General features: G+C 40.9%; 16 protein-coding genes and 2 pseudogenes. 17 read left to right on the top strand and 1 reads right to left on the bottom strand.

Going from position 1 to position 16842, the window contains the following annotated elements; all coding sequences use genetic code 11:
* Positions 1–4: 4 nt before the first annotated feature.
* The 13 genes and pseudogenes from DXA18_RS10845 to DXA18_RS10785 all read left to right on the top strand — a co-directional run bounded on the left by DXA18_RS10845 (position 5) and on the right by DXA18_RS10785 (position 12849).
* A pseudogene (locus tag DXA18_RS10845) lies at positions 5–1230 on the top strand (NAD(P)/FAD-dependent oxidoreductase).
* A 2-nt stretch (positions 1231–1232) separates the two neighbouring features.
* Positions 1233–2855 (top strand): NAD(P)/FAD-dependent oxidoreductase, encoded by a 1623-nt coding sequence (locus DXA18_RS10840; RefSeq protein WP_118383886.1) that lies wholly within the window; start codon positions 1233–1235, stop codon positions 2853–2855.
* A 93-nt stretch (positions 2856–2948) separates the two neighbouring features.
* Positions 2949–3209: a DUF4321 domain-containing protein gene (locus DXA18_RS10835; protein WP_118383885.1), complete on the top strand. Its 261-nt coding sequence runs from the start codon at positions 2949–2951 to the stop codon at positions 3207–3209.
* A 45-nt stretch (positions 3210–3254) separates the two neighbouring features.
* Positions 3255–3962 (top strand): RadC family protein, encoded by a 708-nt coding sequence (radC, locus tag DXA18_RS10830; protein WP_118383884.1) that lies wholly within the window; start codon positions 3255–3257, stop codon positions 3960–3962.
* 2 nt (positions 3963–3964) lie between these two features.
* Entirely contained in the window at positions 3965–4987 is a 1023-nt protein-coding gene (locus DXA18_RS10825; protein WP_118383883.1) for a rod shape-determining protein, read from the top strand.
* A 1-nt stretch (position 4988) separates the two neighbouring features.
* On the top strand, positions 4989–5864 hold the full coding sequence (gene mreC / locus DXA18_RS10820) for a rod shape-determining protein MreC (RefSeq protein ID WP_118383882.1): 876 nt from the start codon (positions 4989–4991) through the stop codon (positions 5862–5864).
* A gap of 4 nt (positions 5865–5868) precedes the next feature.
* The gene (mreD, locus tag DXA18_RS10815) at positions 5869–6387 is read left to right on the top strand and encodes a rod shape-determining protein MreD (protein ID WP_118383881.1); all 519 of its coding nucleotides are present in this window, start codon (positions 5869–5871) and stop codon (positions 6385–6387) included.
* Position 6388: 1 nt separating this feature from the next.
* On the top strand, positions 6389–9307 hold the full coding sequence (locus DXA18_RS10810; protein ID WP_118383929.1) for a penicillin-binding transpeptidase domain-containing protein: 2919 nt from the start codon (positions 6389–6391) through the stop codon (positions 9305–9307).
* A 33-nt stretch (positions 9308–9340) separates the two neighbouring features.
* Positions 9341–10131 (top strand): annotated as a pseudogene (minD, locus tag DXA18_RS10805) (septum site-determining protein MinD).
* Between the two features lie 13 nt (positions 10132–10144).
* A complete protein-coding gene (locus DXA18_RS10800; RefSeq protein WP_243007105.1) occupies positions 10145–10354 on the top strand; it encodes a cell division topological specificity factor MinE in 210 nt (69 codons plus the stop codon).
* Positions 10351–11481, top strand: coding sequence for an FtsW/RodA/SpoVE family cell cycle protein (locus DXA18_RS10795; RefSeq protein WP_118383879.1), 1131 nt, complete (start codon positions 10351–10353; stop codon positions 11479–11481). Before DXA18_RS10800 ends, DXA18_RS10795 begins: the two co-directional genes overlap by 4 nt.
* Positions 11482–11495: 14 nt before the next feature.
* Complete coding sequence (gene mgsA / locus DXA18_RS10790; RefSeq protein WP_118383878.1) at positions 11496–11891, top strand: methylglyoxal synthase; 396 nt, start codon at positions 11496–11498, stop codon at positions 11889–11891.
* The gene (locus DXA18_RS10785) at positions 11875–12849 is read left to right on the top strand and encodes a D-alanyl-D-alanine carboxypeptidase family protein (protein WP_243007104.1); all 975 of its coding nucleotides are present in this window, start codon (positions 11875–11877) and stop codon (positions 12847–12849) included. The genes mgsA and DXA18_RS10785 overlap by 17 nt, the downstream gene beginning before the upstream one ends.
* A 99-nt stretch (positions 12850–12948) precedes the next feature.
* Here the strand turns inward: DXA18_RS10785 and DXA18_RS10780 are convergent, their stop codons facing one another.
* Positions 12949–13152, bottom strand: coding sequence for a DUF378 domain-containing protein (locus tag DXA18_RS10780; RefSeq protein ID WP_118383877.1), 204 nt, complete (start codon positions 13150–13152; stop codon positions 12949–12951).
* A gap of 207 nt (positions 13153–13359) precedes the next feature.
* On the opposite strand from DXA18_RS10780, the gene DXA18_RS10775 reads away from it, so the two are divergent.
* From DXA18_RS10775 to DXA18_RS10760, 4 genes are read left to right on the top strand one after another with little or no spacing between them, the layout of a single operon-like run.
* Complete coding sequence (locus DXA18_RS10775) at positions 13360–14757, top strand: HlyD family efflux transporter periplasmic adaptor subunit (protein ID WP_118383876.1); 1398 nt, start codon at positions 13360–13362, stop codon at positions 14755–14757.
* A 12-nt stretch (positions 14758–14769) separates the two neighbouring features.
* Positions 14770–15465, top strand: a complete 696-nt coding sequence (locus tag DXA18_RS10770; RefSeq protein ID WP_118383875.1) for a YggS family pyridoxal phosphate-dependent enzyme — start codon at positions 14770–14772, stop codon at positions 15463–15465.
* Between the two features lie 26 nt (positions 15466–15491).
* Positions 15492–16058 carry a cell division protein SepF gene (locus DXA18_RS10765; RefSeq protein WP_118383874.1) on the top strand — a complete coding sequence of 189 codons (567 nt, stop codon included), beginning with the start codon at positions 15492–15494 and terminating at the stop codon, positions 16056–16058.
* Complete coding sequence (locus DXA18_RS10760; protein ID WP_118383873.1) at positions 16058–16810, top strand: YlmH family RNA-binding protein; 753 nt, start codon at positions 16058–16060, stop codon at positions 16808–16810. The genes DXA18_RS10765 and DXA18_RS10760 overlap by 1 nt, the downstream gene beginning before the upstream one ends.
* Positions 16811–16842 lie beyond the last annotated feature (32 nt).

Raw genomic sequence — 16842 nt, 5'->3', positions numbered from 1 at the left:
TTCTATGCAGAGAATTATTGTAATCGGCGGTGGTGCATCGGGTATGACTGCCTCGATCACTGCTGCGAGAAATGGGGCTGAAGTTACTGTATTAGAACAGAATGACCGTCCCGGCAAAAAAATACTGTCTACCGGAAACGGAAGATGCAATCTGACTAATCTTCAAATTACAGAAAAATGTTACCGAGGGGATGATCAGACTTTTATCAGACCTGTACTGTCCAGGTTTCAGATCGACGATGCACTCGCCTTGTTTAAAAGTCTTGGAATAATTACAAAATGCCGCGGTGACTATGTGTATCCACTTAATGATCAGGCATCTGCGTACGGGACGCACTGGAACTGGAAGCGAAACAGGCAGGCGTAAAAATAATTAATAGCGTGTCAGTAGATCAGATAAAGAAAAAGCAGCATTTTCAGATACACTGCAAAGAAAATAAAAATATATATACTGCGGATCGTGTAATCCTTGCCTGCGGCAGCAAAGCGTCTCAGATATCCGGAAGCGACGGAAGTGGATATACACTTGCAAAAATGTTGGGACACAATATTTCTTCAGTGGTACCCGCACTCATGGCGCTTCGTTCCGATGAAAAATATTTTAAGAAACTGGCCGGAATCCGAACTGGAGCCACCGTGCAGTTATATATTGATGGAAGGTTAATTGATCAGGATACAGGTGAATTACAATTTACAGACTATGGCATTTCAGGCATTCCGGTATTTCAGGTCAGTCGTTATGCATCCAAAGCATTGTTACAAAAAAAGAAAGTCTCAGTTCTGTTGGATCTGGTGCCTTCTATGAGTAATGACGATTTTGCGGCAGAAATGACCAGACGGAAAGAACAGTACGCCCACCGTACGGCTGAAGAATGCTTTAATTCCATATTACCGGCGAAACTGATTCCTGTTTTGCTTAATCTCTGTGGCATTGATAAAAAGCTATGGGCGGTAAAAGTTCCAGAAGATAAATGGAATCAGATGATTAAAATTTGCAAAGGATTCCGTGTAAATGTAACAGAAACAAACGGATTTGAAAAGGCGCAGATTTGTGCCGGTGGGGTAAGGACTACAGAAGTTGATTCGCACACTATGGAATCGAAACTTGTAAAAGGTCTTTATCTGACAGGTGAATTATTAGATATTGATGGAATCTGTGGTGGTTATAATCTGCATTTTGCATGGGCCACCGGTACGCTTGCAGGAACCTCTGCAGCAGAAGAGGAGTAATTATGATTCGAATCAGACAATTAAAATTGAAGATTGACCATACAGAAGAAGATCTGAAGAAGAAAATTCAGCACACACTGCACCTGAAACCCGGGCAGTGTGTTTCCTATATTATCCGCAAACAATCACTGGATGCCAGGAAAAAACCAGATCTCTTCTATACTTATACGGTAGATGTTGAAGTCTCCGGAGAGGCTTCCATCCTTCAAAAAAACAAGAATAAAGATGTTTGCAAGGCTGAATGGAAAGAATACAGCTATCCGCAGAAAGGTACAGAACCACTGATCCATCGTCCGGTCGTGATCGGGTGCGGTCCTGCGGGCATGTTTTGTACATATATGCTTGCAGAATTAGGTTATCGGCCGATACTTCTGGAGCGAGGTGCTGATGTAGATACCAGGTGTCAGGATGTTGAACACTTCTGGGAAACAGGTGAACTGGATACCAGATCCAACGTACAGTTTGGAGAAGGCGGTGCAGGTACATTTTCGGATGGAAAACTAAATACGCTGGTCAAAGATCCGATGGGACGCAACCACAAAGTACTGGAAATCTTTGTGGCAAATGGTGCATCGGAAGAAATCTTGTATAGGAATAAACCACATATCGGTACCGATGTACTTGCGAAAGTGGTAAGAAACATGCGTAAAAAGATTCTGGCGAATGGAGGCAACGTACATTTTTACAGTCAGGTAACCGATTTTACATTTGAAAACGGAAAAATTACCGGACTGACGGTAACCGATACCCGTGACAGAAAAGAATACAGACTGGATGCAGAAACTATTGTACTCGCAATTGGTCACAGCGCCAGAGATACTTTTCAGGTACTGAATGACAAACAGGTTCCTATGGAAGCCAAGGCCTTTGCAGTCGGCATTCGTATGGAACATCCGCAGGAAATGATCGACCTGGCGCAGTACGGTCAGAAAAGGGGAAATCATCTGCCGGCAGCTGATTACAAACTCACCGCACAGTTAGAATCGGGAAGAAGTGGTTATACTTTCTGTATGTGTCCAGGTGGTTACGTAGTGAATGCATCTTCAGAAAAAGAGATGCTCGCAGTCAACGGTATGAGTTATCATGACCGTTCAGGTGAAAATGCCAACAGTGCTGTGATCATCACAGTGCGTCCGGAAGATTTTCCGGGAGAAGATGTGCTTGCCGGTGTGGAATTTCAGAGAAACCTGGAACACCGCGCCTACGAAGCAGCTGGCGGAAAGATTCCGGTACAGCAGTTTGCAGATTTCTGTAAGAATGAAACATCGACTGCCTTTGGTGAAGTGAAACCGCAGATGCGTGGGCTGTATGAACTTGCAAATGTACGAAATATTTTCCCTGAATTTATCAGTCATGATCTGGAAGAGACTATTCACAAGTTTGATCGTAAGATTCCGGGATATGCGAGAAAGGATGCCATTGTATCGGGTGTAGAGAGTCGTACTTCATCACCGGTACGTATATTGAGAGACCAGTCTCTGCAAAGCGAGATCCGCGGACTTTATCCTTGCGGAGAGGGTGCAGGCTATGCAGGAGGCATTACTTCAGCTGCAATGGATGGCATTAAAGTTGCTGAAAAGATCGTTCAAAAATATCAGCCATTCGACAGACAGCAACATGATTAAGAAAATTTTTAGATGGATTAGTCTATACACTATTTTTGAAATGTGTTAAAATATATTGAGTTTTTTAGGAAAACGATACGAGGAGGAGTATATATGAGAGGAGCAGGAAGTAAGAATTCCTGGGCTTTGTTTTTGCTTATTCTGGCGGGACTTGTGCTTGGCGGCTTTATTGGTATGCTGGCAGAAGGCTCATCAGCTGTTGGCTGGCTTGCCTATGGACAGACCTTTGGAGTTGAAAAGCCGATCATACTTGATCTGGGTATTCTGATAATCACCTTTGGTCTTACGATAAAGATTACGATTTCGAGCATTATCGGTATTGTTCTTGCAATCATCATTTACCGTTTCATGTAAAGGGGGATGTCTTCCGGGGAGAGTCATTAGAGATCTACAAAAGAAATGAGTCTTACAAATACCATGAAATCACTATCAGAATCTGAACGTCCCTACGAGAAATGTGAACAGTTTGGAGCATCGCATCTGACTGACACAGAGCTTTTAGCTGTGCTTCTGCGTACCGGCAGTCACGGTGAAAATGCACTGGATCTGTCCAGGCGGATTCTGTATTATGCCGGAGAGGATGGTTTGCTTGGCATTCACCGGTTCAGCAAAGAACGTCTGAAAAAGATCCGTGGAATCGGCAGAGTCAAGTCCATACAGATTCTTTGTATCTCAGAACTTGCCAAACGCCTTGCTAAGGCAGAGGCATGTGAGATGCTGCAGTTTACGTGTCCATCTTCCATTGCCAGATATTATATGGAGGATATGAGACATGAAAAGCAGGAGATTATGAAACTCCTGATGTTAAATTCGAAATCCCGACTAATCGGCGAGACAGATATTTCCAAAGGTACAGTGAACGCTGCACTGATCACGCCGAGAGAGTTATTTATAGAAGCTTTACAAAAGAATGCAGTTTCCATTATATTACTGCATAATCATCCCAGTGGTGATCCGACACCTAGCAGAGAAGATATGCTGCTGACTGAGCGAATCCGTCAGGCAGGTGAACTGATCGGTATAGAATTACTGGATCACATTGTTATGGGAGATAACTGTTATATCAGTTTTTCAGAGCAGGAACTGCTTCGTGTGAAAGGACAGTGACAATGGCTAAAAATGTTTACGGTCTTGATCTCGGGTCTTATGAGATCAAAGTTTATGATAAAAAATCAGATACGATCTGGAAAGAGAAGAATGTAATTGCCATCAAAGAGGATCGAGAGATATTTGCTGTCGGTGATCAGGCATACGAGATGTATGAAAAAACACCGCCGGATATTCAGGTACAGTTTCCAATGGAGAATGGCGTTATATCCAGATTCAACGATATGCAGTATCTTCTTCAGAATCTTTTGAAAAAAGAACGGCATTTTGCCAGAGGTTCTGCATATGTTATTGCGGTTCCAACGGATGTAACAGAAGTAGAAAAAAAAGCATTCTTTGATCTTGTGGTTCATTCGACAGCCCGGGCAAGAGAAGTTAATATAGTAGAAAGAGGTATTGCGGATGCAATCGGACTGAATCTTGATGTAGAGAATACAAAAGGTCTTTTTATTGTGAATTTTGGTGGTGCTACAACAGAACTTTCTATTATAGCAGGTGGAGGTCTCGTGCTGAATCAGCTGCTCAAGGTAGGCGGCAGTGATCTGGATCAGGCTGTTGCACAGCTAGTGCGATATAACCACGATTTTCTGATCGGTCATCAGACAGCGGAAACGCTTCGCCGAAATTTTGGTGTATTCAGCGATGATGATAATGCAGTTATGACTGCTGCTGGAAGAGATCTGATCACAGGTATTCCGCAGCGACGTGAGATTTCTATTAATCTGGTGCGCGCAGCAGTAAAAGAACCTTTGGAACAGTGTGTACAGGCAATCATGGCTTTGATGGACCGTACTCCTCCGGAGATTCGTAAATCTATTCGCAGAAGTGGTATATTTCTGACAGGAGGCGTTGCTAATTTGCCGGGATTAGAATTATATCTGGAGGAAATGACCGGTATACGAACACATACAGCAATCGATCCTGATATCTGTGCTGTGACAGGACTTAAGAATATCATAGGTTCAAAGGATCTGAAAAAACTTGCTTATTCAATGATCGAAGATAATTATAGGTGGATGAGATAATATGAAGATTAAGAATCAAAACAGGATTCCAAGTAAATATATACTGCTGATTCTGATCGTAGTCTGTGGGATATTGATGGGTGCAGAGCAGCTCACAGGTGGTAAAGGTCCTCTTAGTTTTGTGGCCAATTATACCATCATTCCTATGCAGAAAGGAATCGGATATATCGGACGCTGGACAGGCGACATGAAAGATAACTTTAAAACTCTTGATGATCTGAAAAAGGAGAATGAAGAACTTCAGTCCAAGCTTGATGATATGACCATTGACAATACCAGACTTCGTCAGGAACAGTACGAGCTGGAACGTCTGCAGGAACTGTATAAACTGGATCAGAATTATGCGGATTACAAAAAAGTAGGTGCTCATGTGATTGCAAGCAGCGGTTCCAACTGGTTTAGTACATTTACCATTGATAAAGGAAGTAATGATGGTATCAAAGTTGATATGAATGTACTTGCCGGAAGTGGTCTTGCCGGTATCGTTACAGAAGTTGGACCTGACTATGCGCAGGTTCGTTCCATCATCGATGATGAAAGTAATGTCAGCGGTATGACACTTTCTACCTCGGATCTGTGTATGGTACGCGGTGATCTGAAGCTTATGAGTGATGGTCGCATCCGATTTGAAAAGCTGCCAAACAACGATCATAAGATAGAAGTGGGCGAACAGGTAGTTACTTCACATATAAGTTCCAAGTACCTGCAGGGACTTTTTATAGGATATATCAGTGAGATTGAGGTGGATTCCAATAACCTGACCAGATCCGGATATATTACTCCTGCAGTGGATTTTTCTAATATTCAGGAAGTTCTGGTTATCACTTCTACAAAAGAGGATCTGACACAGAACTCATCTGATTCCAAAGGGGAATAATACTATGAAGAGAAAGATCATTACATGTATTTTCATAATAGCAGCTTTCCTTCTGCAGTCTACAATTTTTGGCAGGCTTACCTTTTCCGGAATACGCCCGAACCTGTTGATTGCTATTACGGCATCTATAGGATTTATGCGGGGACGTAAAGAAGGAATGGGCGTAGGATTCATCTGTGGGTTGCTGGTAGACATTTTCTGGGGAGGTCTGATAGGTTTTTATGCACTGATCTACACCGTGATCGGATATATGAATGGTTCTTTTCAGAGAATGTTTTATGAGGATGACATCAAACTTCCGCTTGCCATGATCGGCATCAGTGACCTGATTTATTCCATGGTCGTATATGTATGTCTGTTCATGCTGAAGGGAGAATTTGAATTCATTTGGTTTCTCGAACATGTCATGCTTCCTGAGCTTGTATACACAATTCTGGTAACACTCGTACTGTATCAGATTATTCTTCACATTAATCGCAAGCTCGAAAAGGAAGAACAAAGGAGTGCAAGCAGATTTGTATAGTATTTGGGAACGGCTGAAAGCCGGCATAGAAGAAATTTTAAGAACACGTGTATTTGTGCTTATCATTGTATTCTGTATCATGTCGTCAATTCTTGTGGGGCGTTTGTTTAATCTGCAGATTGTTAATGGGCAGCAATATCTGGATGATTATAAACTGCAGATACAAAAAACGAGAGTAACGCAGGGAACACGCGGTAATATCTACGATAAGAATGGCAAGCTTCTTGCTTATAATGAACTTGCTTATTCTGTAACCATTGAAGATAATTACAGTGACAGCACAGACAAGAACAAAGAACTTAATAAAGAAATCACGAAGATCATCAAAATCGTAGAAAGTAACGGTGACTCGGTAATTCACGACTTCAGTATCATGCTCGATAATGATGAGTATGCATTTACCATGGATAATGAGACGCTGAAGCTTCGTTTTATTGCTGATGTCTATGGACTTGATACGATTGATAAGTTATCGGATGAACAGCGTAATCAATCAGCAGCAGATATTATTGATTATCTCTGTACAGACAAGACCTATGGATACGGAATCAACCAGAAAAAACTGGATAAAGAACAGGTATTAAAATTGGTAACGATCCGTTATGCGATCGGATTGAACCGCTACCAGAAATATATCCCTGTTACTGTAGCAGAGGATGTCAGTGACGAGACAGTTGCAGCTATCATGGAGTCGATTGATGATCTTCCGGGTGTTGATATTGCAGAAGATTCTTTAAGACGATATACTGACAGCAAATATTTTGCTAATATCATCGGTTATACCGGACAGATTTCTCAGGAGGAATATGACGCTCTCAGTGAGAAGGAGCAGAAGAAATATTCTCTAACGGATACTGTAGGTAAAGCTGGCCTGGAACAGATCATGGATCAGTATCTGCAGGGTGAAAAAGGAGAAAAGAAACTATACGTTAACAGTGTTGGTAAGGTGATCGAGTCAACCTCTGTAAAGGAATCCAGTGCAGGAAATGACCTGTATCTTACCATTGATGCGGATTTGCAGAAAGCGGCTTACGATATGCTGGAGCAGGAGCTTGCCGGTATCCTGCTTGCCAAAATGTCGGATGTTCTGGATTATGACCGTTCCCAGTGTACCGATGCTGCAGATGTAATTGTTGCCAGTGGTGACATATATTATCAATTTATTGCTAACGATATTATTGATATGGATCATTTCACAGATAAAAATGCCGGAAAAGCAGAACAAAGCGTGGCATCAGCATTTAGTGATTATAAGCAGCAGGTATTAGATCAGCTTAAAAGTACTATGGAAGATGCTAATGCAGCTTTCTATACAGATCTTCCACGAGAACAGCAGGCTTATCTGTCTTATATTGTCAATGACATTCTTACTCAGAATGGTGTACTGGATCAGAATGCAATCGATACAAGTGATGCTACTTATAAGAACTGGAAAGAAGATGAGCAGATCAATGTCTATACGTATCTGAACTATGCAATTTCCCAGAATTGGATCGATACTTCCGGATTACAGAAGTATGTAGATAATGCTGCTGCTTATTCGGATGCATCAGAAATCTACAAGGCAATCATTAATTATGTTCAGGACAGGCTTGCCAGTGATAAGACTTTTGATAAGCTTATTTATCGCTACATGATCAAAGCCGGAACTGTTTCCGGTCAGGAAATTGCCATGATCCTGTATGAACAGGGTGTACTGGAATATGACAGCAGTCAGTATGAAGCACTGGCATCAGGTTCTGTAAGTGCTTATGATTTTATCCGTGGCAAGCTTCAGACCCTGGATATTACTCCCGGGCAACTCGGTCTGGAACCATGTACCGGATCTATGGTTGTAACCGACCCGGATAACGGTAAGGTACTGGCCTGTGTATCTTATCCGGGATATGATAATAACAGACTGGCCAATTCTATGGACAGCGAATACTATAACCAGTTGATTAATGATTCGTCACGTCCATTTTATAATAATGCTACACAGGAGAAGACCGCACCAGGTTCCACCTACAAACCGCTTGCAGCTATTACAGGGCTCACAGAGGGGGCTATTTCTGCCGACACCTATGTGACATGTGATGGTATCTATGATAATGTAGAACCTAACGTTAAATGCTGGGTATATCCAAATGCACATGGAACGCTGGATGTAGTTGGTGCACTTACTAATTCATGTAACGTATTCTTCTGTAATCTGGGTTATAATCTGGGATTAGCCAATCCAAATGCTGAACCGCAGTATGATGAGGATGGCAAAGTGATCAAACAGACCTATTCCAGTGAGCAGGGATTAGAAAAACTGAAGAAATATGCAACTATGTTTGGTCTGGACAGCACATCAGGTCTGGAGATTCCAGAGACTGATCCACAGATTTCAGATGAAGACTCTGTACGTTCTGCAATGGGACAGGGTACAAATAACTATACAACCAGCCAGCTTGCCCGTTATATCACGGCAGTTGCCAACGAAGGAACGGTATACGATCTGAGTCTCATTGACCGGGTAGAAGATATTGACGGCGATGTGATTCTGCAGAATGAACCAAAGATAAAAAATACTGTTGAAGGAATCTCCAAGAATACATGGGATCTGGTACATGCCGGAATGCAGGGGGTTGTCACAAACAATCCTGGCGTTTTCGGTAAGATCATATCCAGTGATATTACTCTTTCCGGTAAAACCGGTACTGCACAGCAGAGTACCACACATCCGGACCATGGATTATTTGTGGGATTTACATCCGGCAATACTGGCGATAAAACGCCTGTGGCATTAGCAATCCGTATTGCAAACGGATACAGTTCGACCTTTGCAGCTGAAGTCGGCGATGGTGTTATGGAATACTATTATGGAATTACAGATCCGGATGAATTGATTACCGGAACTGCAAATGAAGTAACTGTGTCATCACACAGTGATTAATCAGATTCGCTAACAGAAAGCAGGAGGGTTATTATGGGTGAAGTAATTGTTGTTACATCAGGAAAAGGCGGCGTAGGCAAGACTACTACCACGCAAATATCGGTGCCGGACTATCTAGGTTAGATAAAAAAGTGGTTATTATCGATACAGATCTGGGGCTTCGTAATCTGGATGTGGTTATGGGGCTTGAGAATCTGATCGTATATAATCTTGTAGATGTAATAGAGGGCAAATGTCGAATGAAGCAGGCATTAATCCGTGACAGACGTTATGAGAATCTCTATCTGCTTCCTTCTGCCCAGACTAAAGATAAAAGTGCCGTATCACCGGGGCAGATCCGTAAGCTTACAGATGAGTTAAAAGAAGAATTTGATTATATTTTAGTAGACTGCCCGGCTGGTATCGAACAGGGATTTCAGAATGCGATCGCAGGGGCAGAACGAGCTTTCATAGTGACTACACCGGAAGTCTCTGCTATCCGAGATGCGGATCGCATAATTGGACTTCTGGAAAAGAATGGTATTCGCAAGAATGAATTGATCATTAATCGTATCCGGATTGATATGGTGAAACGAGGGGATATGATGTCAGTTGATGATGTAACCGAGATCTTATCCATTCCACTTCTTGGGATAATTCCGGATGATGAGCAGGTTGTAATCGGAACCAATCAAGGGACTCCTGTGATCAGTATACATTCGGCCGCAGGAACTGCTTACAGTAATATCTGCCGCAGGATAGTAGGGGAAGAAGTAGAATTTCTGGATTTGAACCATGCCCAGAGTTTTCTGAGCAGACTCGCTGGCAGATTCCGTAAGAATTAGGAGGTTCCTGATAATGAAAAAGACTTCCGTACCAATTGCGAAAGAACGTCTGGAGGCACTGGTCGTCTCAGACCGAATTCACTGTAAGCCAGAAGAGTATGAGATGATCTGCAAAGAACTCTATAAAACTCTTTCAAAATATATGGCTGTTGCGGAAGATGAAATGCGGATACATATAACCCGTTCAGAAATACACATTCAATTAATGGGAGAACAACATTGAGACGAATTAAATTTAGGAAACCATACAAATTAAAGAATTATCGTTTCGGACTGATCGCATTGGTTCTGGTACTTTCGATTATCGGCATACTTGTTGTAGGTAGTGCTAATGAATCATATCAGAGTAAACAGATACTTGGTGTGGTAATCGGACTGGTTGTCATGGCGATTGTATCTTTGATAGACTATGTATGGATTACGAACTTCTACTGGATCTTGTATGGAATATCAGTATTTATGCTTGCAATTGTACTGATTCCGGGAATTGGAGTCTATGTAAACGGAGCAAGAAGATGGATCAATCTTGGTTTTACTAATTTTCAGCCATCAGAGCTTGCTAAGATCCTTCTGATCATATTTTTTGCTAAATTTATTATGAAACACGAAGAGGATCTGAGTGAAAAACAGACGATACTGAAAGCTGTGATTTTAATTGCAATCCCGCTTGCATTAATCTTTAAAGAGCCTAATCTTTCTACAACAATCTGTACAGCAACACTTTTCTGTTTTCTGATGTATGTAGGAGGATTAAGTTATCGGTTTATTGGAACGGTGCTTCTGATCACCATACCTGTAGCTGTCATTTTCTTAAGCATTGTTGTACAGCCAAATCAGAAATTACTGGATAATTATCAGCAGAAGCGTATTCTTGCTTGGTTGGAACCGGAAAAATACGCAAGTGACGAAGCTTATCAGCAAAACAATTCCGTTATGGCGATTGGTTCCGGACAGCTTACCGGAAAGGGCCTTAATAATAACACAACAACATCTGTAAAGAACGGAAATTTTATTCTGGAACCCCAAACAGACTTTATTTTTGCAATTGTTGGCGAAGAATTAGGATTTGTGGGTTGCTGTCTGATAATTGCTCTGTTATTATTAATAGTAATAGACTGCATTCTGATTGGAACACATGCACAGGATACCGCAGGTAAGGTCATATGTTGCGGTGTAGGTTCGCTTATAGGGATTCAGACCTTCATTAATGTTGCAGTAGCCACTCAGATATTTCCAAACACAGGTATTCCGCTTCCGTTTGTCAGTTATGGTCTGACATCACTGGTAAGTCTGTATCTTGGTATTGGTCTGGTACTCAATATTGGTTTGCAGCCTAAAAAATACAAATAGAGAGGTAGAATGTAATGAACATAGGTTTAATTGCGCATGATTCGAAAAAAACTCTGATGCAGAATTTTTGTATCGCATACCGCGGTATTTTAAGTAAACACAATTTATATGCAACAGGGACGACAGGGCGTCTGATCGAAGAGGTAACCAACCTGTCTGTTCATAAGTATCTTGCTGGTCCATTAGGGGGAAAGCAGCAGCTTGGCGCACAAATTGCTCAGAATGATATTGATGCGCTGATCTTTTTGAGAGATCCTACAAATGCCAAGCCTCATGAACCGGATGTGAATGACGTTATCAGGCTTTGTGATATGCATAATATCCCGATGGCCACCAACCTTGCTACGGCAGAGTTGATTGTATTAGCATTAGATAGAGGAGATTTAGACTGGCGTGAAATGTACAGGTAAAGGCATCTCCGTATTTTCCGTTCTGGTATTCAGCTGCGTACTTTTAACCGGCTGCCAATCTGAGAATACAGTTGCCAAATATGAAGCTGAAAATTATAATAATAATCTTTATGAAGGGCATTTATATGCAGAAGACCTGTGTGTCAGCAAAGACGATGTAGAGATAGAAGACTTTACCGGGGATTCATCTCTGCATGCAGCAGGACTTTTTAATATCGATGATAAAACTGTTGATTATGCATATAATATTCATGAGAAAATATATCCTGCCAGCACGACAAAGATTCTGACTGCTTTAACCGCTATGGAACTTTGTGATATGGACGAGACTGTTACAGTAAGTCAGGATGCCGCTGCATCAAGCTTTGACATAGAAGCGCAGGTATGCGGACTTCAGGAAGGTGATCAGATATCTATGGAAGCTCTTCTTAACGGCTTACTGCTTCATTCAGGCAATGACAATGCAGTAGCAATTGCAGAATATGCAGGTGATGGCAGTGTGGAAGATTTTGTAAATCTCATGAATAAGAAAGCAGAAGAACTTGGGGCAACGAATACGCATTTTGTCACCCCAAACGGTCTTCATGACGAGAATCACTACACAACGGCGTATGATATGTATCTGATTTTTAATGAATGCATCAAGCATCAGGAATTTATGGATATTATAAGTTCTGATTCCTATACAGCTGATATTACTGGTACAGATGGAACTGTCAGACAGATAACCTGGTATCCAACAAGCTATTATGCCAAAGGAGAAGCTGCACTTCCGGATGGAGCAGAAGTAATCGGCGGTAAGACTGGATATACCGGAGAAGCCGGAAACTGTCTCATCCTTCTTGATCAGGATGAAAGTGGTAAACATTATATTTCTATCGTAATGGGTGCAGACAGCAAACCTCTTTTATATGAGGACATGACAGCAATTATCAATCAGATACCGAATCTTTCATAAATAGCATTTATAAAGGATAAAAATGAATGAAAGCATAAAGCAAAGAGGGGATTATCACATTGATACCCCTCCTTCTTATTGTATGACATAAGCATTTCTTTATGATTCCATGGACTGAATTCGTCCATACATGCTGATCAGGTACAATCCGCACAAGCCGACTAACGCATAGATGATTCTTGATAACCAGGTGAGATTTCCAAACAGAAATGCTACAAGGTCAAATCGGAATATTCCTACCAGAAGCCAGTTGACTGCTCCAATGATAACAATTGTTAATGCGGTATTATCAAACCATTTCATGTAATGACCTCCTTTATGGTGAGGTTAAGCAGTAAGCAGATTACATACCTAACCGGATAATGGTAGTATGCACCTGAATGCAAATCTTCATACACTAATTTTAATATAAGACGTATTTAATTTTTAAATCCTGATATTGTACCGTCAGATTAAAGATGGTACAATAGCTTTGTTTAAAAAAGGGGATATAATGGGGAGGCGAATATTTTGGCAGATAAAAATCTGACGAATATACAGATCTATCAGAAGAAGACTAAATATAATATCGGCGTGATTCTTTTCGGAATCATTTTTATATATCTTGTAATAACAATTCTCGCATACGTTACCAATAAAAAGGTGTCCGTTTATGAAGTAAGAGAAGGTTCAATTTTAAAAGATAATGCCTACACGGGTCTTGTTCTCAGAGACGAACAGATTGTCAAGGCAGATTCTGATGGATATGTGAATTATTTTGTAACAGAAGGAAGCAAGGTCGGCAGCAAAACTAATGTATACAGTATTTCTCAGAACAAGCTGGGACTGGATGACCAGGATGCATCAACCAGTGCAGAAGATGATTCTGCGTCGTCGGATCTTACAGCAGAAGAGCAGGCATCCATCATACAAAAAGCACATTCTTTTACAGAAAGCTTTCGTTCCCAGCAATATAATGATGTCTACAATTTTAAGAATACAATCACTGACGTCGTGCTAACGAATACAGCACAGAGCAGACAGGCCAGATTACAGGCACTCGTTGATGCAGGAACTTCAGGATTTACCGTGCACACAGCTGACAGCGATGGAGTAGTGGTTTATACTATTGACGGTTATGAATCACTGACCAAAGACGACGTCACAACAGATATCCTTGAAAAAAAGAATTATGAGAGTACAACTCTTTCGAATGATACCCTGGTAAATTCCGGTGATCCGGTGTACAAGCTTATCATGAGTGACGACTGGACCGTAGTGATTGAACTCAGTGATACTATGGCTCAGCAGCTTGCTGAACAGTCCAGTGTAAAGGTTAAATTCTCCAAGGATAATGAGACTACCTGGGCCGCACTTCAGATTTACAATACCAAGGATTCTAACCTTGCCTATCTGACTTTTGACCATTCTATGATCCGTTATGCTACGGAACGTTATCTGGACATAGAACTCATTCTGGAGGATGAATCAGGTCTTAAAATCCCAAAGACTGCCGTTACTGAAAAAGAGTTTTATATTGTTCCGCAGGATTATATTACCAGCGGAGGGGGCAGCAATAATACCGGAGTACTGGTACAGGGCAAAAAGAATTCCGTTGAATTTCAGGAAGCTACTGTATATTATCGTGATATAGAGACAGATATGGCTTATCTTGATATGGATAGTTTTAAAGAAGGTACTGTATTACAAAAACCGGATTCCGGTGATGCATATACCCTGTCTAAAACAGCTAAGCTTTCAGGTGTATATAACATCAACAAAGGCTATGCAGTATTCCGCCAGATCAACATTCTATGTGAAGGTGAAGAATACTATATCATAGAAGACGGCAATGACTATGGACTGTCGAATTTCGACCACATTGCTTTAGACAGTAAGAATGTACATGAAAATGATATTGTATTTTAAGGAGAGATTAAGATGCTGAAAGATAATTTTGACAAAGTAAATGCAAATATTCAGGCAGCCTGTGACAGGGCCGGTCGCAACAGAGAGGATGTCACGCTGATTGCAGTCAGTAAGACGAAACCAATTCAAATGCTTCAGGAAGCTTATGATTTTGGTGTACGCGTTTTTGGCGAGAATAAAGTTCAGGAGATTGTAGATAAATACGAAGCACTTCCAAAGGACATTTCCTGGCATATGATCGGTCATTTACAGAGAAATAAAGTAAAATATATTATCGATAAAGTAGACATGATCCACTCGGTAGATTCTCTGCGTCTTGCTGAAACAATTGAAAAAGAAGCAGCAAAAAAAGATCTTATTATAAAGATTCTGATCGAAGTAAATGTTGCAAAAGAAGAATCTAAATTCGGTGTTATGCCGGAAAAAGTGGAAGAACTGGTATCACAGGTTTCGCAATTACCTCACATAAGAATCTGTGGATTAATGACAATTGCTCCATTTGTGGAAAATCCTGAAGAAAATCGTATTTATTTTAACCGTTTACGTAACATTGCTGTTGACATCGAGCGTAAAAAATCGGATAATGTAATCATGAGTATACTTTCTATGGGTATGACAAATGACTATGAAGTTGCGATTGAAGAGGGGTCAACTATGGTTCGGGTTGGTACCGGACTCTTTGGCGCGCGCAATTACAACCAGGTCTAAAAACACAGGATAGGAGAACATATAAAATGGGAGTATTAGATAAGTTCCTTGATATTATGAAGCTGAGTGATGACGATGATTACGAAGATGATGATTTCTTCGATGATGATTATGACGATGACTACGAAGATGAGAAACCGAAGAAAGGTATCTTCAGCCGTTTAATGAAGAGCGATGACGACGATGATTATGATGATGACGATTATATTGAAGAACGTTCATCCTCTAAGCGTTCGAACTCTACTGCAGTAAGTAATAAAGTGACACCGATGCGTCCTTCTAACAGAAGAGCTAACAATGTAAGCATGGAAGTATGTGTGATCAAACCAGCATCTGTAGATGATTCTCGTGAGATCTGTGAGACCCTGCTTAGCGGAAGAACTGTAATTCTGAATCTGGAGGGACTGGATCTTGAGATTGCACAGCGTATCATAGACTTTATTTCAGGATCTGCATTTGCTATTAGCGGTAACCTGCAGAAGATTTCGAATTACATATTCCTTGTAACACCTACCAATGTAGATATTTCCGGTGATCTTCAGGATCTTTTGGGAACATCTTTTGATTCATCATCAATGGGTTCAAGATTTTAATGAACAAGGAAGAACAGATGTTGCAGAAACGCCTGTTGGAATTGTCATCTATTGCATACCAGCGTGATATTGTAACATTTTCAGATTTTCTTAATTTAAATGAACTTCATATTTTACAGTCTATACCAAAGAATGAGCTTTCAACCAGATATGAGCTCTTTGGTGGATATGAATATGCGGAGCGTCAGATGGTTGCATTTCTACCTGATGCTCTTTGTTATGAATATGAATATCCAATCGATGTACTGCGTGTATCGGCAGTTCACAGGAAATATGCCGAATCACTTACACACAGGGATTATCTCGGTGCACTTCTCAATCTTGGTATTGAACGATCTAAGATTGGTGATTTGGCGGTGACGGATGATTCCTGTCTGATATTCTGCCATGCGGATATGAGTGATTTTATATATAAAGAGTTTACACGAGTTCGTCATACATTGATTTCAGTAGAAAAAATGCAGCTCAGCGAATTTCATTATATGCCAGAACGTACGGAGATAAAAGGAAATGTATCTTCAATTCGTCTGGACAGCGTACTTTCATCTGCATTTCCGATGTCCAGAAGTAAACTGGTCGGTTATATCGAAGGTGGAAAAGTATTCGTAAACGGAAAAATGATTACCAGCAATGGCTACCGTCTGAAAGAAAACGATATCATTTCTGTACGTGGTATGGGAAGAATTCAGTATGACAGCGTCATCAGTGAAACAAAAAAAGGGCGGTATTTTATCCGTCTGTATAAGTATTAGAATTCCACAAATACATAAATATCAGGAGCGTA

It is taken from the genome of Dorea sp. AM58-8, assembly GCF_003464045.1.
GTDB lineage: Bacteria > Bacillota > Clostridia > Lachnospirales > Lachnospiraceae > Claveliimonas > Claveliimonas ammoniilytica.
This window is presented reverse-complemented; position numbering and strand designations above follow the sequence as displayed.